Annotated in this window: 23 protein-coding genes and 2 pseudogenes; 14 read left to right on the top strand and 11 right to left on the bottom strand. The window is 65.9% G+C overall.

Annotated elements, in window-relative coordinates; all coding sequences use genetic code 11:
• Positions 1-69 precede the first annotated feature (69 nt).
• Positions 70-1,406: pseudogene (locus G6N50_RS29275) on the bottom strand (IS256 family transposase); the annotation flags it as partial.
• Positions 1,407-1,702: 296 nt separating this feature from the next.
• On the opposite strand from G6N50_RS29275, the gene G6N50_RS08140 reads away from it, so the two are divergent.
• The 3 genes from G6N50_RS08140 (at position 1,703) to G6N50_RS08130 (ending at position 5,577) form a co-directional block, all read left to right on the top strand.
• Positions 1,703-1,921: a hypothetical protein gene (locus G6N50_RS08140; RefSeq protein WP_042911646.1), complete on the top strand. Its 219-nt coding sequence runs from the start codon at positions 1,703-1,705 to the stop codon at positions 1,919-1,921.
• 351 nt (positions 1,922-2,272) lie between these two features.
• A complete protein-coding gene (locus tag G6N50_RS08135) occupies positions 2,273-3,451 on the top strand; it encodes a glycosyltransferase family 4 protein (RefSeq protein ID WP_372506962.1) in 1,179 nt (392 codons plus the stop codon).
• Positions 3,448-5,577: an amylo-alpha-1,6-glucosidase gene (locus G6N50_RS08130; protein WP_042911647.1), complete on the top strand. Its 2,130-nt coding sequence runs from the start codon at positions 3,448-3,450 to the stop codon at positions 5,575-5,577. Before G6N50_RS08135 ends, G6N50_RS08130 begins: the two co-directional genes overlap by 4 nt.
• Before the next feature lie 151 nt (positions 5,578-5,728).
• Here the strand turns inward: G6N50_RS08130 and G6N50_RS08125 are convergent, their stop codons facing one another.
• Positions 5,729-6,190: an Hsp20/alpha crystallin family protein gene (locus G6N50_RS08125; protein ID WP_042911648.1), complete on the bottom strand. Its 462-nt coding sequence runs from the start codon at positions 6,188-6,190 to the stop codon at positions 5,729-5,731.
• A gap of 416 nt (positions 6,191-6,606) precedes the next feature.
• Positions 6,607-7,863: an MFS transporter gene (locus G6N50_RS08120; RefSeq protein ID WP_230493386.1), complete on the bottom strand. Its 1,257-nt coding sequence runs from the start codon at positions 7,861-7,863 to the stop codon at positions 6,607-6,609.
• Between the two features lie 372 nt (positions 7,864-8,235).
• Between G6N50_RS08120 and G6N50_RS08115 the strand changes: the two genes are divergently transcribed.
• Entirely contained in the window at positions 8,236-8,406 is a 171-nt protein-coding gene (locus tag G6N50_RS08115; RefSeq protein ID WP_155250296.1) for a hypothetical protein, read from the top strand.
• Here G6N50_RS08115 and G6N50_RS08110 read toward each other — a convergent pair.
• Positions 8,397-8,767: pseudogene (locus G6N50_RS08110) on the bottom strand (MerR family transcriptional regulator). The gene G6N50_RS08115 and the pseudogene G6N50_RS08110 overlap by 10 nt on opposite strands.
• Positions 8,768-9,404: 637 nt before the next feature.
• Between G6N50_RS08110 and G6N50_RS08105 the strand changes: the two are divergent.
• The 3 genes from G6N50_RS08105 (at position 9,405) to G6N50_RS08095 (ending at position 10,743) form a co-directional block, all read left to right on the top strand.
• Entirely contained in the window at positions 9,405-9,815 is a 411-nt protein-coding gene (locus G6N50_RS08105) for an XRE family transcriptional regulator (protein WP_080691186.1), read from the top strand.
• Between the two features lie 336 nt (positions 9,816-10,151).
• Entirely contained in the window at positions 10,152-10,532 is a 381-nt protein-coding gene (locus G6N50_RS08100) for an ANTAR domain-containing protein (protein WP_071509897.1), read from the top strand.
• Positions 10,522-10,743, top strand: coding sequence for a hypothetical protein (locus G6N50_RS08095; protein ID WP_071509898.1), 222 nt, complete (start codon positions 10,522-10,524; stop codon positions 10,741-10,743). Before G6N50_RS08100 ends, G6N50_RS08095 begins: the two co-directional genes overlap by 11 nt.
• 109 nt (positions 10,744-10,852) lie before the next feature.
• Here G6N50_RS08095 and G6N50_RS08090 read toward each other — a convergent pair whose 3' ends face one another.
• Positions 10,853-11,122 carry a hypothetical protein gene (locus G6N50_RS08090; RefSeq protein WP_208859410.1) on the bottom strand — a complete coding sequence of 90 codons (270 nt, stop codon included), beginning with the start codon at positions 11,120-11,122 and terminating at the stop codon, positions 10,853-10,855.
• Between the two features lie 384 nt (positions 11,123-11,506).
• Between G6N50_RS08090 and G6N50_RS08085 the strand changes: the two genes are divergently transcribed.
• Positions 11,507-12,043 carry an HD domain-containing protein gene (locus G6N50_RS08085; protein WP_042911649.1) on the top strand — a complete coding sequence of 179 codons (537 nt, stop codon included), beginning with the start codon at positions 11,507-11,509 and terminating at the stop codon, positions 12,041-12,043.
• A gap of 11 nt (positions 12,044-12,054) precedes the next feature.
• Here the strand turns inward: G6N50_RS08085 and G6N50_RS08080 are convergent, their stop codons facing one another.
• Both G6N50_RS08080 and G6N50_RS08075 read right to left on the bottom strand, forming a co-directional pair.
• Positions 12,055-12,522 carry an NUDIX hydrolase gene (locus tag G6N50_RS08080; RefSeq protein ID WP_042911650.1) on the bottom strand — a complete coding sequence of 156 codons (468 nt, stop codon included), beginning with the start codon at positions 12,520-12,522 and terminating at the stop codon, positions 12,055-12,057.
• A gap of 6 nt (positions 12,523-12,528) precedes the next feature.
• Positions 12,529-13,329, bottom strand: a complete 801-nt coding sequence (locus G6N50_RS08075) for a helix-turn-helix domain-containing protein (RefSeq protein ID WP_042911651.1) — start codon at positions 13,327-13,329, stop codon at positions 12,529-12,531.
• A 252-nt stretch (positions 13,330-13,581) separates the two neighbouring features.
• On the opposite strand from G6N50_RS08075, the gene G6N50_RS08070 reads away from it, so the two are divergent.
• From G6N50_RS08070 to G6N50_RS08045, 6 genes are all read left to right on the top strand, one after another.
• The gene (locus tag G6N50_RS08070; RefSeq protein WP_042911652.1) at positions 13,582-13,923 is read left to right on the top strand and encodes a hypothetical protein; all 342 of its coding nucleotides are present in this window, start codon (positions 13,582-13,584) and stop codon (positions 13,921-13,923) included.
• Positions 13,924-14,008: 85 nt separating this feature from the next.
• Positions 14,009-15,442, top strand: coding sequence for an FtsK/SpoIIIE domain-containing protein (locus G6N50_RS08065; RefSeq protein WP_042911654.1), 1,434 nt, complete (start codon positions 14,009-14,011; stop codon positions 15,440-15,442).
• The gene (locus G6N50_RS08060; RefSeq protein WP_042911655.1) at positions 15,439-16,944 is read left to right on the top strand and encodes a replication initiator; all 1,506 of its coding nucleotides are present in this window, start codon (positions 15,439-15,441) and stop codon (positions 16,942-16,944) included. The genes G6N50_RS08065 and G6N50_RS08060 overlap by 4 nt, the downstream gene beginning before the upstream one ends.
• A gap of 186 nt (positions 16,945-17,130) precedes the next feature.
• Positions 17,131-18,777, top strand: coding sequence for a recombinase family protein (locus tag G6N50_RS08055; protein ID WP_073875681.1), 1,647 nt, complete (start codon positions 17,131-17,133; stop codon positions 18,775-18,777).
• Between the two features lie 261 nt (positions 18,778-19,038).
• Positions 19,039-19,368, top strand: coding sequence for a hypothetical protein (locus G6N50_RS08050; protein WP_142275732.1), 330 nt, complete (start codon positions 19,039-19,041; stop codon positions 19,366-19,368).
• A 345-nt stretch (positions 19,369-19,713) separates the two neighbouring features.
• Positions 19,714-19,899 carry a hypothetical protein gene (locus G6N50_RS08045; protein ID WP_142275731.1) on the top strand — a complete coding sequence of 62 codons (186 nt, stop codon included), beginning with the start codon at positions 19,714-19,716 and terminating at the stop codon, positions 19,897-19,899.
• Between the two features lie 3 nt (positions 19,900-19,902).
• On the opposite strand, the gene G6N50_RS08040 is transcribed toward G6N50_RS08045, so the two are convergent.
• From G6N50_RS08040 to G6N50_RS08025, 4 genes are read right to left on the bottom strand one after another with little or no spacing between them, the layout of a single operon-like run.
• Entirely contained in the window at positions 19,903-20,364 is a 462-nt protein-coding gene (locus G6N50_RS08040) for a hypothetical protein (RefSeq protein WP_083098731.1), read from the bottom strand.
• A gap of 4 nt (positions 20,365-20,368) precedes the next feature.
• The gene (locus G6N50_RS08035; RefSeq protein WP_232068910.1) at positions 20,369-21,265 is read right to left on the bottom strand and encodes an arsenate-mycothiol transferase ArsC; all 897 of its coding nucleotides are present in this window, start codon (positions 21,263-21,265) and stop codon (positions 20,369-20,371) included.
• Entirely contained in the window at positions 21,262-21,570 is a 309-nt protein-coding gene (locus G6N50_RS08030) for a hypothetical protein (protein ID WP_142275730.1), read from the bottom strand. The genes G6N50_RS08035 and G6N50_RS08030 overlap by 4 nt, the downstream gene beginning before the upstream one ends.
• Before the next feature lie 3 nt (positions 21,571-21,573).
• Positions 21,574-21,942, bottom strand: a complete 369-nt coding sequence (locus tag G6N50_RS08025; RefSeq protein ID WP_142275729.1) for a hypothetical protein — start codon at positions 21,940-21,942, stop codon at positions 21,574-21,576.
• Positions 21,943-22,067: the final 125 nt, after the last annotated feature.

Below are 22,067 nucleotides of genomic sequence, written 5' to 3'. Positions count from 1 at the left end.
ACGATGGTGGCGTCCGGAATCCGGTGTAAATGAGGCCGATGAAGGTTCTGGCTTCGGTGGTTGATGTGACGCCGTGGCGCTGGCGGTTTCGGTGGTGTTGTTTGGGCAGTCCTGGTTGTGCTGGGGTCGCAGTTGGCGGGGTGGTTGCAGCAGGCTGCGGCGTAGGTCTTGCAGTTGACGCAGCCCCGCGGGGGTCATGGCGAGGCCGCGCCAGCCGCGGGAGGCGCGGTCGAGGACAGCCCAGGCGATGCTGATGCAGCTGGTTTCTCCGGGGAAGCGGCCGATTACCTTTGCGCGGCGCCGTGTTTCACCGAAGGTGCGTTCGATGAAGTTCGAGTGGCGGATGCGGTGATGGTGTTCGGCCGGGAACCTCAGATAGGCGGTCAGGCCTTCGCGATCGGTCAGCACGATCTTCATCGCCGCCGGATACGTGGTGCCGTAACGCTCGGCGAACGCGGTCAGCCGGGCGTCGACGAGCTCGACCAGGCGCGGACCGGGCCCGGTGTTGACCTCGGCGGTGTCAAAGCAGGCCCAGTAGCCGTCGCGGATCTCGGCCTGCATCCCGGCGGGGATCTTGACCAGAATATTGCGTAGCCGGTGGATGAGGCAGCGTTGCCGCAGCGCGGCCGGCAAGACCTGCTCGATCGCGGCAATCAGGCCGGCCGCGCCGTCGGAGATGACCAGCAGCGGGCACCCCAAGCCCCTGTCGCGCAGGTCGGTCAAGAAATCGGCCCAGGCGTCGGTCGACTCGCCGGCACCAGGGGCCAGGCCGACGAAGACGGGTTTGCCGTCGGTGGTGATGCCCCAGCCGGCCAAGACCGGCTCGGCCGGCGAGCCAGGATGTATCCGGAAGAACGACGCATCCAAGAACAGGTAGTCCAGCACCACCTCGTCGAGCCTCCGCGCCGCCCAGCTGTCGTACTCGGTCTTGATCGCCTGGCATACCTCGACACCGTTGATTTCGAGATCGCGGCCTGATCACCGAGCGCGTCGGCCAGGGTGGCCTCCACATCGCGCACCGACAACCCCCGCACGAATGAGGCGATCACCAGCGACTCCAGTGCGTTGGTCTTGGTGACGTGCTTGCCGAACAATCGCGAAGCGAACGCGGTGGTCGTGTCACGCAGCTTAGGCCGCTCCAAAGTGACCGGGCCGGCGGTGGTCTTGACCGTCACCGGCTGATAGCCGTTGCGTGACCCGGGCTGGGCATCCGGTGCCGCGGCGGCGCGCTGGCAGCGCTCCCGGCCCAGGAACTCGGTCACCTCGGCCTCCAGCGCGGCCTGCATCAGCAACTGCGCGCCGAGGCGGGCCACCTCCTCCAAGATGTCGGGCAGCTCACGATCGGAGGCGAACAGCTCGTCGATCTTGGCGCGAACACGATCGGTCGGTGATACTCGTGCAGGCACGGGCGTAGGTCCTTTCACTTCGATGACTTGGCGGTCTCGAAGCAGAACCTACGCCCGGCCCCCTTTTACACCGGCTTTCGGACGCGACCTCGCCCCGACAGTGATTGGCATCACCCTTGGTGTGGTGGGCCAGGCCGGGTTCACCGGCCAGAACGGTCGCGACCAGGCCTGGAATCACGCTGGCAATATGGCCGGTGCTGCGCTGTCGGGGCTGCTGGGCTGGCAGTTCGGGTACCCCGCGGTGTTTTGGTTGGCGGCGGCCGGCCACAGGCAGGTCGGTCAATGGCCGCGTCACGGTGTCGCGATACCTGCCGTCGCGCCCACAGTCCGGACAACGCGGATTCCTCACCACGGGGGTGCAGAAGATCGTGGTCTGGGTGTCGTCGACGGCGGCGTCGGTGATCGTCACCCCCAACTCGATCGTGCGCATGATCGTGTCGGCAACAACAGAGCGCGGGCAGGCATTGGCCTCGCGCAACGGGTCCCCTCGGTGGTGTTGGTGGAGCTTGGTGTAGGAACCCGCATCGTCACCCACCGAGGGCCCGCCTCAGCTCACCGACACGACACCCTTCCCCAGCGTTCCGCTAACCACCGGTGCACGCTCGATCACGAAGAGCCGGTTTGGCCGCGGCGCCAGCTCGTGAGTGGTGCTGGCTAACGCTGATTCGTCTCGCGATCGGTGGTGATCGCGCTCGGCTTTTAGGCACTCAGCAACGGGCCTCGTTGCGGCCGTCGTCGTGTGTGTGGCGGGCGGGGTGTCGGTGACGGTTGGGGTGTGTGGCGGGCGCGTGCACAGCGGGCCATAATTAGCACTCAAGGAATCGAAGTGCTAACGCTTGTGGATGTTGGGAAAGGAGGAAATCCGAGTGCGCAGCATCGATTTCGTGCAGGGTGTGTCGACGCATTCTCGGCCCGATGGTCGGGCCCGGCGGTTGCGGATTGTGCAGGTGGCGCCGCCGTATTTCGACGTTCCGCCGAAGGGCTATGGGGGTGTGGAGGCGGTGCTTGCTGATCTTGTGGATGCTTTGGTTGCTCGTGGGCATGAGGTGACGGTGTTGGGGGCTGGTGAGTCGGGCACGGCGGCGCGGTTTGTGTCGTTGTGGGATCGCACGATTCCGGATCGGCTTGGTGAGCCCTATCCGGAGGTCATGCATGCATTGAAGGTTCGTAACGCCGTCGCGGACCTCGCGGCGGATCAGGGCGTCGATATCGTGCACGATCACACCTTTGCCGGTGTGCTCAACGTGCCCGTCTACCGGGGGCTGGGCTTGACGACGGTGGTGACGGTGCACGGCCCCATTGATGCCGATCTGTACCCGTACTATCGCGGATTGGGTGCAGACGTGGCGTTGGTGGCGATCAGCGATCGCCAGCGCGAATTGGCCCCGGACCTGAATTGGGTTGGGCGCGTGCATAACGCGCTGGAGGTCGAGCAGTGGCCGTTTGAAACCGACAAGGGCGACTATGCGTTGTTCTTGGGCCGTTTCGCCCCGTATAAGGGTGCGCACCTGGCCGTGCAGGCCGCCCACGAGGCGGGCGTGCCGCTGGTGTTGGCGGGCAAGTGCTCGGAAGCGTCGGAGAAGGCCTACTTCGATCAGCGGGTGCGTCCGCTGCTGACCGGCAGCGATCACGTGTTCGGTGAGGCTGACGCGGTCAGCAAGCGCAAGCTGCTCGCCGGTGCGCGGTGTTTACTGTTTCCGGTTCAGTGGGAGGAACCGTTTGGGATCGTGATGATCGAGGCGATGGCCTGTGGCACGCCAGTGGTGGCGTTGCGCGGCGGAGCGGTGGCTGAGGTTCTCATCGATGGAGTCACCGGTGTGATTTGTGAGCAGCCGGCTGAGCTGCCGGCCGCGATCGAGCGGGCGGGCAGTCTTGACCCGCACGCGTGTCGTCGGCATGTCGCGGCGAACTTCGATGTGGCGCAGTTGGGTTCGGGCTACGAGCGGATCTATCGCCGGCTGCTGTACGGCGAAGAGATTACTCGGGCGGCGAGCAACCCGATATCCCGGCGGCGTGAGTCGACGGATGAGATGGTCACCGCATGAGTGACGCGCCCGCGGCGTTCAACACCAGTGCGCCGGCGCGTCTGGGGGCCGGCGCTGACACCGTCACCCTGGTGGAGGGGTCGACGTTTTGCCTGTCCGATTGTCTCGGCGACGTGGTCGCGGGCCGCGCGCATGGGTTGTTCTTCCGCGACGCGCGGGTGTTGTCTCGGTGGGAGCTTCGGGTCGACGGCCAGCCGCCCGAACCGCTGTCGGTGCAGCCGTCGGCGGGGTTTGCCGCGCAATTCGTGTTGCGCCGCGCCCCGCGCGGCGGCCAGGCCGACAGCACACTTCTGCTGGTTCGGGAGCGGCTGGTGGCCGACGGGTTGCGCGAGACCATCTCGGTGGAAAACCTCGACCACGAACCCACCGTGGTGGTGTTGCAGTTGCACGTCGACGCCGATTTCGCGGACCTATTCGCCGTCAAGGAGGGCCGCGCGGCGCGCGGTGGCGCCGAGGTGGCCGCCATCGACGGTGAACTGGTGCTGTTGGAGTGGGGCGATCGGGTCCGCGGCCTGCGGGTGACCGCCTCGGGGGAGCCGGTGGTGGCACCGGGGTGGCTGACCTGGCGGGTGGTGGTGGCTGCCGGCCAGCGCTGGCACACCGAGATCCTCGCCGAGCCGACGTGGGCCAACAACACCGTGCGAACCCGATTCCGTCGCGGCGAGAACCTGCAGTCCAGTGCCCCGGCGCGCAAACTGGAGGCCTGGCGGCACACCGCGACCACCGTGGAGGCGGGTCATCGCGTGCTCACCGAGGTGCTGCGGCAAACCGAAAGCGACCTGGGCGCGCTGCTGATGCATGACGAGAGCGGTCAGGGTCGTTCGTTCGTGGCCGCCGGAGCGCCCTGGTTCATGACGTTGTTCGGCCGCGACAGCCTGCTGACCGCGTGGATGGCGTTGCCGCTGGACGTCGGATTGTCGGTGGGCACCTTGCAGCAGCTTGCCGCGGTGCAGGGCCGGCGGGTGGACCTGATCACCGAGGAAGAGCCGGGGCGGATCATGCATGAGATCCGCCGCGGCCCGGCCAGCACCGACGTGCTGGGTGGCGCCGTCTACTACGGGTCGGTCGACGCCACCGTGCTGTTTGTGATGCTGTTGGCCGAAGCGTGGCGGTGGGGCGCCGACCCGTCAGTGGTACGCTCGCTGCTGCCGGCCGCTGATGCGGCGCTGTCGTGGGCCCAGCGTTACGGCGATCGTGATGGTGACGGGTTTATCGAGTACCAGCGCGCCACCGACCGTGGCCTGATCAACCAGGGCTGGAAAGACAGCTTCGATGGCATCAACGACGCCACCGGCCGCACCGCCGAGCCGCCGATCGCGCTGTGCGAGGTGCAGGGCTATCACTACGCGGCCCTGCTGGCGCGCGCCGAGCTGGCCGAGGCATTCGACGACCCCACGGGAGCCGGGCAGCTGCGCGAGCGCGCCCAGGCGTTGCGCACGCGGTTCCTCGAGGCGTTCTGGTTGCCGCAGCGCGGCTGGTACGCGGTGGCCCTGGACCGGCGCAAACAGCCCGTCGATGCGTTGACCAGCAACGTCGCGCACTGCCTATGGACCGGTATCGCCACCGATGAGCACGCCGCAACGCTGGTCAAACACCTGGCATCCGGTGAGATGGATAGCGGGTTCGGGCTGCGCACCCTGGCCACCACGATGGGCGCTTACAACCCGATGAGCTACCACAACGGCGCCATCTGGCCGCACGACACCGCGATCGCGGTGGCCGGGCTGCTGCGCTACCCGCATGTGCGCGAAGCCCACGTCCTAGCCCACCGGTTGGCTAACGGCCTGCTGGATGCCGCCGACGCGTTCGGCACCCGGCTGCCTGAGCTGTACTGCGGATTTCCCCGGTCGCAGTTCGGTTCACCGATCCCGTACCCCACCTCGTGCTCACCGCAAGCCTGGTCCAGCGCCGCGCCGGTCCTGCTGCTCAGATCGTTGCTGGGACTCGAACCGCACGTGCCGGCGCGCCAGATAGCGGTCACACCGCATCTGCCCGAGGCGTGGGGCCGCGTCGTGCTGACCGACCTGCGCCTGGGAGACGCCAGCATCGATCTGGAAGCCGAGGGTGACACGGTCAAAATACATCGGATGCCCGAGGACTGGCAGCTGCTCAGCTCCTCAGCATGACCCAGGTATCGCCGCGCTCGCTCCGTGCGCGGCACCGCCTGATCCGTAATCATCTGATGGTGTGGATTCGCTGCTGCCACAACGCCGCCCCCGACATGCGCACACAGACCCGCAGCGGGTATTGCCCGCCGCGGGTGCCGCAACCAGCGTCCTAGGCGGTTTCTGTGGGTGATTGCACGACTTGGCCTTCGATGACGTGTGGTGCCGCGCCGTGGGCGACCTCGATGCGGCGCGGCTTGGCCCCTTCGGCCAGCGGGATGCTGACGGTGAGCACCCCGTTTTCGTACGTCGCGCTGATCACTGAGGCGTCGATGCCCTCTCCCAGCCACAGATGCCGACGGTATTCGCCGAAGAACCGTTCGGCGGTCAGCCACTGCACCGATTCCTCGGAGCGGGCGGTGCGCCGCGCCGACACCGTCAGGGTGCCGTTGTCCACGCTGACGTCGATCGACCCCGGATCGACCCCGGGCAAATCGGCGGTCAGCACATAGTGGTCGTCGATCTTGCACAAGTCCATCGGCATGAACCGAGGACCGCGGCTCGACCCGACCGGCCCGGCCAGCACGTCACGCACCAGAGCGTCGAAATCAGTGAACGGATCGAAACGCAACACAGCAATCCACCTCCTGTCACACTCGGTGCCCGCCACCCTGGCGGGCAGCAAAATTACTGTGCGCCAACAACTTTAGCGCTCTCACCGGCCCGCTGCCAGACGCCGCCAGGCCCGCCGGCGCGCGGCCCTGCACCGGATACGGGCAACGACCGGTGTGCCAGAGCGGAACTCCATCGCAGCGCCCCGCAGCCCAGCTTTCACCGCCCCGACACGGGACCGGATGGGATGGTGGATGAGAACTGGTCGGGATTAGGGATGTGACGCGGCGGGAAACGGTGTTGTCCCGGAAGGCTTTCTCGGCTTCCCCTCCACCGCACACTGGGTGTCACCTCCATGGCAGTGCCCGCGAGCCCCATGGGGCCCCCGGACCATATCGCCGGGCACGTACCTTCCCCGTGACGGGTTGGATCCCTCGCTCACGTCGCCTCGACGGGGGCAGAGGCCAGTGAGATGTGGTTGCCGGTGCGACGCAGCATGGGCGCGAACCCGAGCCAGATGGCCAGCGATCCCATCGACAATCCGCCAAGCATCACGAAAGCCGCTGAAAAACCAAATATTTGGGCGGTGAACCCGCCGAGCACCGGGCTGAGAGCTCCCCCAAGTCCTTGGGCGGCCATGATCGCGCCTTGGCCGACGTTGATGTGGCCGGTGCCGTCGAGGATGCGGGCCACCAGCCCGGGCACCGCTACGGACAACATGCCCGCCCCGACGCCGTCGAGGATTTGCACCGGTATCACTCCCCAGGTCGTGATGACTCCGGCGGCGACGAGCGCGCGGATGGGTAAGGCGCTGAACGCGATCAGAATGGCTAGCCAGTAGCCATGAGTTTGCACAATCCTCATGGCCGCCAGGGATGCGGGGATCATCACGGCCTGTGCCACCACGACGGTGCTGGCCACGGTGGTGAACGCGTTGGCGTGGGTGGCGACAACGGCTAGCCCGTAGAGCGGCAGCATCGCCGCATTACCCAGCCAAAACAGCATCACGGCGGCGGCCAGCGCCAACAGCGGCCGGGACTTTACCAACACCCGTAGTCGTTTGACCGGGGGCTGCTCGCCGGCCAAGATCTCGCCGCGCGCGACATGATGGTTGATGCGACCGGCGGGGATTCTCAACACCGCGAGGACGGTGACCACCGCAAAGGCTGCGGCAAGCCAGAACACTCCGGCGTATCCGAACACCCAGCCCAGCAGACCTCCAATCGCGGCGCCGGCCATGTTGCCGGCGTGGTTGTACGCCTGATTGCGACCGTTTTGGCTGATAAACCCGGCCTGGCCCACCAGGCCCAGTGTGATGCCAATCACCGCCGGGGCGATCATCGCCCCGGAAACGCACATAACAGACTGCGCGGCGGCGACCACCCAAAACTGCCGCGACGTCAAAATCACCGCCGAAGCCGCCACGGCCGCTAGACCGACTACGATCACACAGGCGCGTTTGCGGGTGGTGGCATCAACCAGCGCCCCCGCGGGCGCCACCGTGCACATGCCGACAATCGCACCCAAGGTGATAACGGTGCCAATCGCCCCGGTGGTCCAGCCGCGGCTCGCGAGCAAGACACCCAGGAACGGGCCCATGCCGGCTTCCATGTCCGCCATGAAAAAATTGACCGCCTGCAGCGCGGCGCGATCCCGGATCGGCACCGTGAGCATCGACGTGGCTTGGCTGGCCATCCCCTGAATACTCAGGCATCGAGTCGGATCTTCGCAATGCGATCGCACCGGTTCACGGCCGGGTGGGAAACGGTAACTTGACCGACCACGGGCGCTTCGCTTTTGGCACATCGGGCACCAGGGGGCCCAGAGCCACAGCATCGCCGGCGGCTTATCCACCAGGCTTTGCCGGTGGAAGTCCTGCCTGTCCAGCGGTAATCCGCAAGCTCGCCAGCGTCCACGCTAACCTGCTCGGCAACGTCGCCCATCCCATCGGCGCCCCGACTAGCGGAGACAGAGATTTCATCCAGTTCCCCCCGACACGGGGCTAGCCGCAGGCTAGCCAGTGGTGCCGGCGTCGCGGTCGTCGTCGGGCCAGGCAACGATGATGGCTTGATCGCTGACGTCGATGGGGTTGGCATCACGCTACAGGGGGTCGGCGAGGTGGTCACGATCGAGGCCGTCCTCGGTATCGGCGTCGACGGGCTGCTGCTGTTCGACGGCGTCGCCGATGGGCACATCGTCGGGCAGTTGACAGTTTTCGACGTTGATCCTCATCGCTGACGGGCTCCCCTTCCTCGAGTCGCCACCAGGTGTTCATTGCCCGGGCCGGTGTGGCGCAGGCGGGCGTTTTCGGACCTGAGGTGGCTGAGGTCGGACTCGAGTTCACCGTTGAGGTCTTGCAACGCCAGGATCTGGGCGATTCCGGCGATGTTGACGCCACCGGCGACCAGGGCACTGATGCGCTGCAGGCGCACCACGTCGTCATCGCTGTAGCGGCGGGTGCCCCGCCGGTCCGTGCCGGGGTGAGCAACCCGCGCCGCTCGTAGAGACGCAGGGTCTGCGGATCCAGACCGGTGAGCTCGGCGGCGACCGAGATCGCGTACACCCCGCGCCCTGGACGTGGCCGCTGGTCGTTGGGCAATGGGCGCTCCCTTTCGGTCGATACTCCGCTCTTGCCTCAACCTAACACCAATGCTATATGAAAGCTATGTTGGCTCGCATAGATCACCCACGGTAATGATCGGGAACGATGGGGCCGCGGTTCACCCTCCCGGCCTGCGTAGCGCTACAGCTGAGCTGGCGGTAATGGTGGGGCAGTCAGGGGTCGGGGGCGGTCGGGCATCGCTTCACGTCGCCATCGGTGCACGCTGGGACGCGCGTCCTATCGCTGCACAACGCGTCGCAGCGCGTAATTTAGGCCATTCACCCGCGGCGGCTCCCGGTTGCCGTCATGGCCCGGGAGCCACCGCATTCACCGTCGGGCAGGTGTCGGGGCGGGCACCCGGCAATGCTGATCCGCAGCACGGCGGGGTTATCTGCGGAGCGCCCCGGCGCGGATTCGCAGGGTTGATGCTCCTCGCTGCCTGGGCGGGCTGGCCCGCGCCGGCTGCTATCGATGCTGTGCCATCGAGCACCACCTCCGCAGGCACCACCTCCGCAGGCACCACCTCCGCAGGCCTTGGAGAACCGGTGAGCAGCACGGCGCACACGGTGCGCGCGGCCATCGGGCACCGCCTGCCCGCAGGCGCGCTGACACGCTCGGGCAAGCGCAGCACCCGATGACCACGGATCTTGTGGGTGACCCGCCAGCCCACACCTTGCGTGCCGACGCCGGCGCTGCGGGCAACACCTCGGGCTCGGGGGCGGCGGTGGACTCACCCGACGACCTGAGCGAGACGCCGGGCACACAACCCCATCGCGTCAATCGTGGTGTCGATGGGGGCCGCGGGGCTGACCCGGCCAGCGGGGGTGTTGACGCCGCCCGGTGCGCAGTGATCAGCGCGATCACCAGCCGCATCAGCGAAAAACGCTTGAGTGCAGCACAAGCCGCCCTCATCTTGGGGCTCACCGGGCCCCGAGTGACCGCTCTGTTCAACGGGTATGTCGACACTTTCAGCCTCGACGAGCTGATCAATCTGCTGCCCGCACTTGAACTGACTATTGAGGTGGTGCCCCAACCGCAGCAATGACTCGTCGCGATCACCTGCCGGCCCGGTGCCGGCGTTGCTCAGCCGCGCCAGGTGATCACACTCCGAATCATCGGGCGCGGCGCAGGCATCGGCGGGCTTGCACGTCGGCCGGCCTGCGACGAGCGTCACAGCGTCCAAGCCACTCCGCAGGGCAACACAGCCCCGGCCTGCCGAACACCCTGAGAGGCACCACGATTCGATGGCTAGTACATGCGATTGCAGCAGCCAAAGCGCACCGGCAGCCGGTGTGGCTGTACGGGCTGCTACCCGCAAGCGTTACGTGCGACACCCAGCAGGGCTTCGTCGCCTGACCCGCGAAACACAGATTGGAGGAACGTGAGCACCGATCACAGCACGCCAGATCCGCGCCGCAGTGCCGACCGGATCCTCGACACCGCCGAGGGCGTACTGATCACGCTGCGCCGATACCACCTCAACCAGGCCTTCATCGAGTTAGCGCGAACATCCAGACGCCACGCGATCCCCCTAACCAGCTTGGCTGATGCGCTGGTCGCCCTGGCCCAAGGCCAATCCACGGCTGACTGCGAAAAGCGCGCGGTGCACATCGCCCGGGCGACGTGGGGCGCACTGCTCGACGGCAACGAGCGCTATCACCCTGCAGAACGCGACGCAGCGCCGTGTGACCTCCGACCAACCCGCTCTGGGCAGCCATCCACCTCGACACGTCGCCACCGGATCGTCGGTGATGTGCGCTGAGCCGCTGCTGACTGAGCTGGGCCAACGGTTCCAGGGCTTGTTGAACGCCGCGCTCACCAAGGGTATCGCTCCCCCCGGTCGATCTGGTCTTGGTCCCCGCACGATGGACGCGGTGGCCGTGGTGGCCTGTGAGCATCCCGAAGCCACCCCCGAACACATTGCCCACGCCTACGACATGTTCTTGACCGAACATGGCACAGGCCACCGTTGAGCGCGGGATTCGCTTGCGCCGCAGGCGTGCTGGGGTTTAGCTTTAGCCGCGCCCGTCGCGGTGTAATCTATCGAGTTCACCGTGCAGGGCAGCGATAGTCTGGTCGCGTTCACGCAGTGCGGCCCTGAGCTCGGCGATCTGGGTGTCCTTGGCAGTCAGCCGGGCCGCAGCGCAGCCACGATGCTGGTTTCGGTCCCCGGCGGTGGTGGGTCGTGGGAACGGCCACGACCGGGCGGTGGGCGTAGATGAGAGCCAGCAGGTCCTCGCGGCGGTAGATGCTCTTGCGTGTTACCCCGGCGCGGCGGGCCACGCTGCTGACGGTGATCGTGGCGTTGTGCTTACGCAGCTCGCGCAGCGCCTTCTCAATTCGGGCGCGCACGGCGTCGCGGCGCTTGATACCAGTAGAGAAAGTTCTCACACCGCTGGTCGGGGGCCGGTGTATGAGCGTTTGCGCGCCTGCTGCCCACGGGAGCTCGCTGTGGCGGCGAGGAGCGAGGAGAGCTCTGGGTTGTCGTGGGACCCCGGGGTCGTGAGGTCCCTTGAGGTGTGGGCTCTGACTGGTCGTAGACGGGCTGGTGTGGCGGCGGACGGAGGGCGAAGCGTAGCGACCGGCGCGGACGGGAGCGCCAGCGGACGGGAGCCCAGGGAGCGGAGCGAAGCCCGCAGGTAATCGTCGCATGGCGTGCTCGCCAGACGTTGCGCTCGGTGTCGCGGCGTCGGCTGTGAGCTGCGCCGTGGCGGAGGGACTCGTAGGCTTGCGGGTGTGAGCGGGGTTCTGGCGCAGCGTGGACGGCGCGAGGCTGAGTCGCGGTTGGCAGGGCAGTCTGGGCGGTTGGCGCATGTGCGCGGCGTGGTGACGGCAGCGCAGCAGTTTGGTCGCCATTTCGATGCAGAGACTGCCGATTGTTTGGTGGCGGCGGCGTGGCTGCACGATATCGGCTATGCGCCGTCGGTGCGCCGGACGGGTTTTCATCCGCTCGATGGAGCGGAGTTTGTTCGATCGGCCGGCTTTGGGGAGCTGGTTGCGTCGTTGGTGGCGTTTCATACCGGAGCGCGTGTGGAGGCATCCGAGCGCGGTCTAGAGGGGTTGTCAGAGTTCAGTGATCCGCCCAGCGACGTCCTGGATGCGTTGACGTTTTGTGATTTGACGACCGGGTCGGACGGGGCACCCGTTTCAGCCGATGATCGATTGAGCGACGTGTTGGCTCGCTATGGGCCTGAGGATCCGGTGCATCGCGCGGTCGATGCGGGCCGCGAGGAGCTGTTAGCCGCTGTCCGGCGAATGCGGGACTGGCTCTAACCGCCCGTGGGTCAGCCGAGATAGGGACTGTCGCGGTGCTGTGAGTAGTGATCGATGCGCAGTCGCATCGAGGGGTGCATATCCAGGGTGGGGATGTCGTCAGGGTGGACCCAGGCGATATCGGTGCTTTCGTGGTCTATGGCCAGATCACCGCCGAGCAGGGTGGTGGTGAAGCACAGGGAGAATTGTTGGCGGACTTCGCCGTCGGTGAACGCCACGACGTGGTGTGGGTTGGTGTAGACGCCGACCAGGGCGGTGACTTCGACGTCGAGACCGGTTTCTTCTTTCACTTCGCGCACGGCGGTGCCTGCGATCGTTTCGCCGATGTTGTGTCCACCGCCGGGGAGCGCCCACAGGGTGTTGTCGCGGCGTTTGATCAACAGAATGCGGCCTTGTTCGTCGGTGACGATGGCCGAGGCGGACGGGACCACGCTGTTGGGCTGGGGAGCTTCGGGGTCGTTGTAGTAGTCGGTGCGCATTGAGGATCAGCCTTTCGTTGGCAGTGGGGTGGCGTTGTCCCAAACGCGGGCAAATGCTTGTTCGAAGGTGGCCCAGAGTCGGGGTTCTTGGTGGCGGGACAGCACGAGGACGGGATTGTTGCGTCCTGGTGAGCCATAGATGTGGAAGTTGATGATCATAGTGTCGTCGACCCGGAAGGTTGATGTGTATAGGGTGGTGTCGTGGGTGCGGATGTGCAGCCCCGGTGAGTTGGCGTGTGGAGTGAGCAGTTCGGCGGAGGTGCGGCACCGTGCGATGACGGCTTCACCGATGCCTTCTTCCTCACCGCGCAGGATCGTGGTGGCGGTGTCGGGGTCGCCGATGAGAAATCGCACCTGAACGCCACGGGCGGCGGCGTCGAGCAGGGTGTCGAGAAATCCGTCGAGCGTGTCGAACAGGAACGTGGCAGCCAAGACGAGTATGTCGATACAGATGGTTGCGCCGGCGAAATGCTGCTGCCACGCGGTGATCGGTAACTGCGTGCGGCTGGGATATAGCGTCGCGGTGAACGGCCCGCCCGAGTTTGTCGCCAGCGCGCGTCCGGTAAAGGGTTGGAACTGGTTGGGCCACAGGTCGTGCGGGCTGCAGCCGAGCACGTCGGCGGCGCGGCGTGCATTATCGGGGCGGACGTTGTAGTTGGTGTTGGCTAGCCACCGGCGCACGGTTTTGACGTCTACGCCCACCGCAGTGGCGAACCGCCCATGGGACATCCCCTTGGCGTGCAGCCGTTGCGTGAGGCGATCGTTGGGGATCACTGCGGTGTCGATGCAACCGTCCTGATCGTCCATCGTCTCAGCACATGTCTTTCGGTGTTGATCCTGTCCATCACTAGCGTGGTTCCTAGTTTGCCATGGGGCTGGCGCCTCCCTGCTGCGGTGATGTCTGCCTGGTGTCGGCAGCTATGTCCCTGTCGTGCCCGAAATGTCTGGGGCCGTGTCGGCAACGCCTGCAAACGTCCCTCGCAACGTCCGCGGTGTCCGCGTGAACTGATTCGAGCGCCTCATCGGGCGCATTCAGATCACGAAAGGAATAGCAGGACAATGCGATTGAGAATTGATACATCGGGGACGCGATTCATCGTCACCAGGGCTGCCGAGCCGCGGTTGAACTTCGAGACCGGCAGCCCGAAAGTCGACACCGCGACCGGGGTGCCGTTGTACGCAGCGCAGCTGCTGGCGTTGGACGACACCGGCGGCGAAGTGCTCAACGTGACGGTGGCAGGAGATCCGAAAGTGTCGGTGACACAGGCAGTATCGGTGTCGGGTCTGGTGGCCATTCCGTGGGCTCAAGGTGATCGCAGCGGCGTGGCCTTCCGCGCTGATGCCATCACCTCCACCACACCCGCAGGTGCGCCCAACGAACAGGCCCGCCCGCAGAAATAAACCACGATTTTGGGGCGCGGCGCCCATACGGTCGCGCCCCAAGATGGGCCTGCTATCGGCGAAACACCTACGGAGAGCATCGGTCATGGCATCAAACAAGAAGCACACCAACAACACTGGGTCGGATCATGATGATTGGTTCGAAGACCTCGTCCTATCCCTGGCCAAAGCCACGGGGTACCTGCTGTGGTGGTCGATTCTGTTCCCCGCCCTCAGCATCCCCATCATCCTCAGCCTGGCAGTCGCCATCAGCCACGGCCCACGCGCGGGCTTGATCACTGCCATCGCGTGCGGTGCTGCCTATGCGGGGTGGGCCTGGCTAGACCCAGGGTCATTTCAAGCCTGGGTGACCGAACCGGTGCGACACCGCTGGCTGAGCTGGTGGCGCTACAGCCGCAGCTGGGAATCGGTGTGCAGCCTGCACGGACTCACCGCCCGCCTGGGTGAACGCGCCCTCGTGCCAGCACTACGGTCGGTACAAATCGGCAAGAGTACCGACGTACTGCAGCTGCGCGTGGTGACCGGCCAATCCCTGGCTGACTGGCACAGACAAGCCGACGCGCTGGCCGCCGCCTGGCGCGCCGATCGGCTGACGATCACCTCGACCGCGCCCGGGGAACTAAAGATCACCGTCATGCGCGGGGATGTCTTGGCGGACCCGATCGCATTGCCCATACCCAACCCGGCCACACGGGTGGATGTGGGGGCGGTGCGGGTTGGGATCACCGAAACCCGCCACTGGTGGCACCTGCCCCTGCTGGGCCACCACATGCTGATTGCTGGAGCCACTGGGGCCGGCAAAAGCAGCGTGTTGTGGTCACTGATCGCCGGCATCGCCCCCGAGGTGAAAAACGGGCTGGTGCGGCTGTGCGTGATCGACCCCAAAGGCGGCATGGAACTGGGCGCCGGGGCACCAATGTTCACGGTATTCACGCACGATGCCACTGACACCACCGTGCGCCTGTTGCGCCAACTGGTTGACGTAATGCACGCGCGGGCGCACCGGCTACGTGGCAAGACTCGCCTGCATACACCCACCCCATCGGAACCTTTATTCGTCGTGGTCATCGATGAGATCGCCGCGCTTACCGCCTACGTCTCCGATCGCAAAATCCGCGCCGAAATCGAACAACTCCTGGGCCTGCTGCTCTCCCAGGGCCGGGCAGTGGGAATCAGTGTGGTGGCCGCGGTGCAAGACCCGGCAAAAGAGACACTGCCCGTGCGCCAACTGTTCACCGTGCGGATCGGGCTGCGACTGACCGAAGCCACCCAAACCGCCATGGTTCTCGGCCAGGGAGCAAGGGATGCCGGTGCGGAGTGCGACCGTATCTCTGATGCAACGCCGGGTGTCGGGTACATGATGATTGATGGCACCGCCCACCCGGTGCGGGTACGGGCATTTCACGTCACTGACCACGACATCACCACTCTGGCAGCACGGTTCCGGGCACCCCGTGCCGCGACCCGCACCAACCAGGCCAATAGCGAGCGCACGAACACCGATCGGGGTCAGCGGTGACTACTGCAACGACGGCCCTCGCGCTGGCGTTGCCCGGGATAGCCGCCACAATCGACGCCAACGCGGTGGTGGAGCAGATGGTGCGCCGCGCGTCCTCAATGGGATTCGAATCCTGGTGGCGGCGCGCGGAATCCGTTGGCTTCTGCGCCCACCCCATTCAACTCACGGGTACAGACGAGTTCGGCCGCGATCGGGTCGTGTGGACACGGTGCAATAACCGCCGCGCCCAGATCTGCCCGTCGTGCTCGGACCTCTACGCTCGCGACACGTGGCAACTGGTGCACGCTGGCACCGCCGGCGGCCACCACGACATCCCCGAAGCAGTGGCGGATCGTCCGCAGGTGTTCGTTACCCTGACCGCGCCCAGCTACGGGCCGGTCCACACCACCTCACGTGCAGGCGACAAGCGCCTCCGGGTGTGCCGCGACCACCACGGGACTGGCCGCTACCGCCGCTGCCCGCATGGAAAACCGCTGTGGTGCAGCACAGCTCACGGAGAAGCGGACATCCATGTGGGACAGCCGATCTGCGCGGACTGCTACGACTACATCGGGCATGTGCTGTTCACATGGCACATGCCAGAACTGTGGCGACGCTTCACCATCACCCTGCGCCGCACACTCCGCCGAGAGCTACGCGCCACGGGCGCCGACCCGGATGCGGTGCGGGTCAGCTTCATCAAAGTCGTCGAATTGCAAGCCCGGCTCATCCCGCATATTCATGCCCTGATCCGCCTCGACCCGCCCGACGGCGATAACTGCGGCGGTCATTACTGGCAAGCGCCCCTCACAGCCACCGAACTGGCCACCATCGTCCAACAGGCCGCTCGAACCGTAGCCGTGACGGTCACCGACCCATCCTCAGATACCGCGACACGGGTGATCAGGTTCGGCACACAAGTCGACACTCAACCCATCGACAACCGGCACGCTGGCACGGAAAGTCCTGCTGTGCAGGACGATTCACCACACGGCCGGATGTTGCCAGGCCGCCGCGTAGCTCGCTACCTCGCGAAATACGTCACCAAATCCTTAGCCGACGTAGGGATTAGCGCGCGACGAATCTCCACCGAGGCCATCGCCAACTTGGATGTGTCCGATCACGTCCGGGCGATCCTGACCACCATCAGCCAACTCGCCGATAGGGGACTGGCCGGTGTCGGCCGGTGGCTGCACACCCTGGGCTACCGCGGGCACATCACCAGCAAATCCCGCCGCTACTCCACCACGATGACCGCGCTGCGGGAACGCCGCGCCACCTGGACACGTGAACAACGTCTGAAAAGCACTGCATACCAACATGATTTAGGTTTCGACCCCACCGATAGCGATGATCTGGTGGTGTGGGAGTTCGACCGTGCCGGCCTCACCAGCCTCGGTGATCGCACCCTCGTGAACTCCGCGGCTCTCCGATGCATAGACGCCCGTCGCATCGGACTGATGGAAGTCCGTGGCAAAGCCCGCAACCAGCGATGGGATTTGCCAGGGGGATGCGATGGCTGACGGATCCCCAACAGCAAATGCCCGGTGCGAGGGTGACGCTCGAATCGCTGCGCCGACGATGTCAGTGGGGGATGTTGAAATTGTCCTGCCCGACCACTATCGACTGTCGCGCGAGGCCAACAGCGCGCTGGTACACGTGATAATGGCGGTGCGGGACCGGATGCTCGGATCAGGAAGGGTAGTGGGGTGAGTCTGAGGTTCGCCTTCTATGGCCGAGTGAGCACGGAGGACGCTCAAGATCCGGAGGCGAGCCGCAGCTGGCAGAAGCGGCGGGCCATGGACTTGATCACTCCGCACGGCGGAGTCCTCGCCGCTGACTACTTCGATGTGGGACAGAGCCGTTCGCTGCCGTGGAAGCGCAGGCCAGAGGCGTCACGTCTCCTTGCTGATGTCGCTTGTCGGGACCGTAGCTTTGATGCTGTAGTGATCGGGGAACCCGCCCGTGCGTTCTACGGGCCGCAGTTCGCGCTCACCTTCCCTGTCCTCACGCACTACGGCGTCGGCCTGTGGGTACCCGAGGTCGGCGGAGCGGTTGATCCCGGCTCCGAGGCACACGACCTGGTGATGACTCTGTTCGGTGGCATGAGCAAGGGAGAGCGCGCTCGAATCCAGATGCGCGTCCGTACCGCGATGTCGGCACTTGCGCAGGACACGGCCAGATATCTCGGTGGTCGACCACCCTACGGTTACCGGCTCGTCGATGCCGGCCCGCACCCAAACCCTGCTAAGGCCAATCTTGGGCAGCGGCTTCACCGCCTCGAACCTGACCCCGCGACATCTTCGGTTGTCGAGCGGATCTACCGCATGTACGCCGACGGAGCGGGCCTGCGCTACATCGCGCAACAGCTCACCGACGATGGCGTGCCGTCACCGAGCCAGTACGACCCGGTGCGGAATCGTCACCGTGACCCGCGAGGGTGGTCCCATTCGGCGATCCGCGCCATACTCGACAACCCGGCGTACCGCGGTATCCGTGTTTGGGGCAAGCAGGAGAAATACGAGGTCCTGGTCAACCCCGACGATGTCGCGGCGGGGTATGAGACTCGCATGCGGTGGCGTGATGAGGCCGACTGGATCGCACCAGATCGCCGCACACATGAAGCGCTGATTCCCGATGAACTGGTGCAGGCTGTTCGCCTTCGGACGCAGGCACGGCGTGGTCCCGGTCTCGTTTGCAGCAGAGAATCGACAGTGCCGTATGCGCTGCGCGGCCTGTTGTTCTGCGCCGCGTGTGGACGGCGGATGCAGGGGGCCGCTCGCGTCGGGAAACGAACGACCCGCATTCTCTACCGTTGTGAGCTGGGCAAGTCGCGCTCTGTACCTGTGGACCTGAGTGATCATCCGCGCACCGTCTATCTCCGTGAAGACGAGGTGACTGCGCGACTTGACGAATGGATCGCCAGCCTGGCCGATCCGGAAGACCTCGCACGCGGGCAGGATGTGGACCCGGCAGCCGGCACTGGCTACGCCGCCCTGCAGCGCCAGCTTCGCGAGGCGAATGCCAAGGTTGCTGCTTTGGTTAGCGCCGTGGAGTCCGGCGTGGCCGTGGAGGACCTAACCGCCGCATTGCGTCGCCGCACCGCCGAGCGCGACGAGCTGAAGGCCCGTCTTGAGCAAGCGGAGCGGCCCCGCGTCATGTCTGCGGCACAGATCAGCGAATTGGTCGAGGAACTGGGTGGGCTGTCAGCCGTGCTCGGTGCGGCGACCGGGGCGGAACGCGCCGAGGTGTACGCGAGCCTGGGGCTCCGCCTTGATTACGATCCGCATCTGCGACAAGTCAAGGCGACGGCCGACTTAAGTCGTGTCGCCGGATGTGTCCGAGGGGGGACTTGAACCCCCACAGAGCTACCTGGTCAGGGGCCGAAATCTGGATTCACCAGCGACAATACGTCCCTATAGCTAACAATTTTTGTCGCGTTTTGACAGAAGTTTGTGTCCAAAGTGCGTCCAGAGTTGCTGACGCGCCCTACGGCGCGTCGATCTTGCCCCACACGCCCCACGACTTCCCGCATACTGCGGAAGGCCCCGGCGACCCGCTCGGAACGGGCCCCGGGGAATGGCCGAACCAGATGACAAAGCAAGGAGTTCGACACGATGAGTATGACAACCACACCCAGCCCGCGCCCCACTGTTCCGCTGCCAGACGGTGCGACATCCGACGCCGACGACTGGGCATTCTGGGATAACGAGTGCCGTTGCTTCCGCGGGCCGGAGCGCGTCGTCTTGAACGGCGCCGCCGAAGTGATCGCCGAAGTGCGCACCGTAGGCGTACAGCTCGGTGACGGCCGAGTCGACAACGGCGAGGACGCCCCGACGATCGACGTGTGCCTCCGCGGCAGCGAGCTCTCGCCCGACGAGGCCCAAGACCTCGCGCTGGCGCTCCTCAACGCGGCCGCCGAAGCGCGAGGATGGGTCCGTGGCTAGCCAAGCCTGCGCGCGGTGCGGTTACGAGTCCAGGTGCCCCGATCGGGGCACCTGGTACGACCGGCACCCGGCCGCTGCGGTCACGCTGACCGTCCTCGTGCTAGCTATGGCCGTCGCGCACCCGTGGCTTTTCGGCGGCCTCGCTGTCGGTGGTGGCGTGTATTGGGCGCTTCGGGAACGTCGAAGCCGTGAGGCGATCGCGGCCCGCGCCGACTGGGAGCACCGCGCGCTGATCGCTCGCCAGGTGCCGCAACTACCAACGCCCGTCATGCCACGGCGCCGAGCGGCCGACCACTGGTCGAGGACCGAACCTATGAGGGCAGGAAGGATGTGACCGTGCCAGAAATGAGTCCTGAGCAGCGTCGCGAGCTTGAACGGCTTGCTGCCGAGCACGGCGACGAGCTGACAGAGCAGGTGGTTGTGGATGCGGCGCGGTCGCCGGATTCCCCGCTACACAGCCTGTTTGAGTGGGACGACGCTAAGGCTGCCCGCAAGTACCGCGAAGTGTGGGCGAACGAGCAACGCAACTGACGCCTATAGCGGCTCGCCGCTGTCGTCGTCCTCGATGGGGTCGGTACCGTATGAGTCTTGACGCGCTAAGTCGTTGGCGTCGAGGGCTTTGTACCGTCGCCTGTCGCGTTCAGCCCATCGCTCGTGGCGCTCCCTGATCAGCTCGTAATACTCGGCGCGGCTGGTCTGCCACAAACGCGCTATCCGTACACACCGGGGACACGCGTTGTCCTGTGTCATGTCGAACGACATGCGATAGATGACCCGAAGGCTTAGGCCGCATGCGGCCTCTACGTGCCCATCCTGTAGAAGGGCCGTGCCACGTTGATTGAGAATCCAGCGCGCTGGGCCAACGTCGTCCGGCGTGTAGAGCCAAGCGTGGATTTCGCCAGGCTCGGCTGGTTCGACTGCATCTTTGTAGCCGGTGACAGGGTCGGTCTCCCAGTCGGGATAGCGGGCAGCCGATCGCGAATCCGCAATCTTCATCTACCTAGTGTCGCCTGTCTCGATCGCCGAATACTGGCACCCCGTATCGCTGGGCGAGCCGGTCGTCGAGGGCCTGATCGCCGGTGCTGCGCAACCGCATGATCCGGGCACCCGATGCCAGCCATTCAGGCGAAGCGGACCGCACCGGGTCACCCCGCCTGGGCACGCCTCGCCGAGTCACCGACAGCCCGGCCTTGGCGAGGTAGGCGTCAGCACTCAGCTGCACCCGCCCGAGCACCACGCCGGCGCACTCAGACGGGGCGAGCAAGTCGGGAGCGAATCGTCCGGTCGCGTCGATATGGGCATGGCAGTCAGCCGCGCTCGTGAACGCATAGACACCGCAGCTACAGCTGCCCTTGATGGGGTGCGGACAGAACGCCTTGTAATCGGCCGTCTCCCAACGGTATCCGCCAATCGGCGACGCCAACACACCATCCGGCGTTAGCTTCCACCACCGCCACCACACCGGGCGCCGCTGCTCAACCCACGCCAGCAGCGCGGGCATCGCCGCCTCGATCCGGCCGTAGGCGTCCTCAAACTGGCGCAGAGTGTGCGGATTCTTCGCGTGGAGGCACCTGATGCGGTCATCGTCGACGCCCCACTTACGGAGCAGGTCGACATGCTCGGCGCCGAAAGCCACGACGAGGTCGGCGTTCAGTCGGTCCGCGTTGAGTAGCTGCGTGCGATGCCCGAGCGGCACCCGATAGCCGTGCCGGTGCAGCACCCAGAACGCCCGCTCGTCAGCCGGACCGTGATCCGCGCAAGTGATACAGGTGCCCGCGCTCGACACCCGCACCACATCACCTAAACCGCGCTGGCGCAGCTCGTGTTTGAACATCGCCGCGGCCATGACGCTCCGGCCGCGGTTGAAACTGCACAAAAAGCAGACATGCAGGCTCACAGCCCGAGACGCTCTGTAGCCTCGGCGATTGTCTCGACGCGGAAGCTGATCTCGTCGTCGGCCGACACGCGAGCCACCAGCATCGGACGCCCAGCCTCCAGCCGCGGCCGCATCTCCCGCGGCACCAAAAACGCCGGCACCTCGACCGTCGCCCCATAGGCCATCATCGCCCGCCACCGCGGCCACACAGCCTCCGGCTCGCGACCCAACACCGCCAGCTTGCGGAACTCCTCATCAATAGCCTCCGCAACCGCCGCATACACACCCCGCCGTGGCCTGACAGCGCCACCGTCAACGATCGGCACCCCTTAGCTCCTTACTCGTTTCGGCGGCCTGTTCACGCCCCACCGCGCGGTCGCAGCCGCCTGCTGCTGGGCCGACTTGGTCGGCGCCAGCTCGGGCAGGCCGATCTTCCCGACATGGTCGGCGACGACCTGATCCTGGAGCCGGATCTCGGCCATCAACTTCGCCGCGACAGACACACGCCTCTCACCGCGCATCTCCTCGTTGAGCAGCCGCTGCAGCTTGGCGACATGATCGGCCGCCCGCACCGCCGCATCCACATGGGCCTGCTCCCGGGCGTCGAAAACCAGCGGCAAACCCGCCTTTTCGGACTCCCTTTTCAGTGCGTCGGACAAGGCGGCCCGAAGCCGCCTACCAGCGGCAGAAGTGGTCATTCAGCCCTCCCAAGAACGGCGCCCGCCAGAATTTCCCGGCGCATCGGCGGACAGGCGGGCCCTATGCCGACAGGCTGTAGGCCCTTGCCCGCCGGGGTTACCCCCCCTATGCGCTTGAGCTGCGG

It is taken from the genome of Mycobacterium mantenii (assembly GCF_010731775.1).
GTDB classification, from domain to species: domain Bacteria; phylum Actinomycetota; class Actinomycetes; order Mycobacteriales; family Mycobacteriaceae; genus Mycobacterium; species Mycobacterium mantenii.
This window is presented reverse-complemented; position numbering and strand designations above follow the sequence as displayed.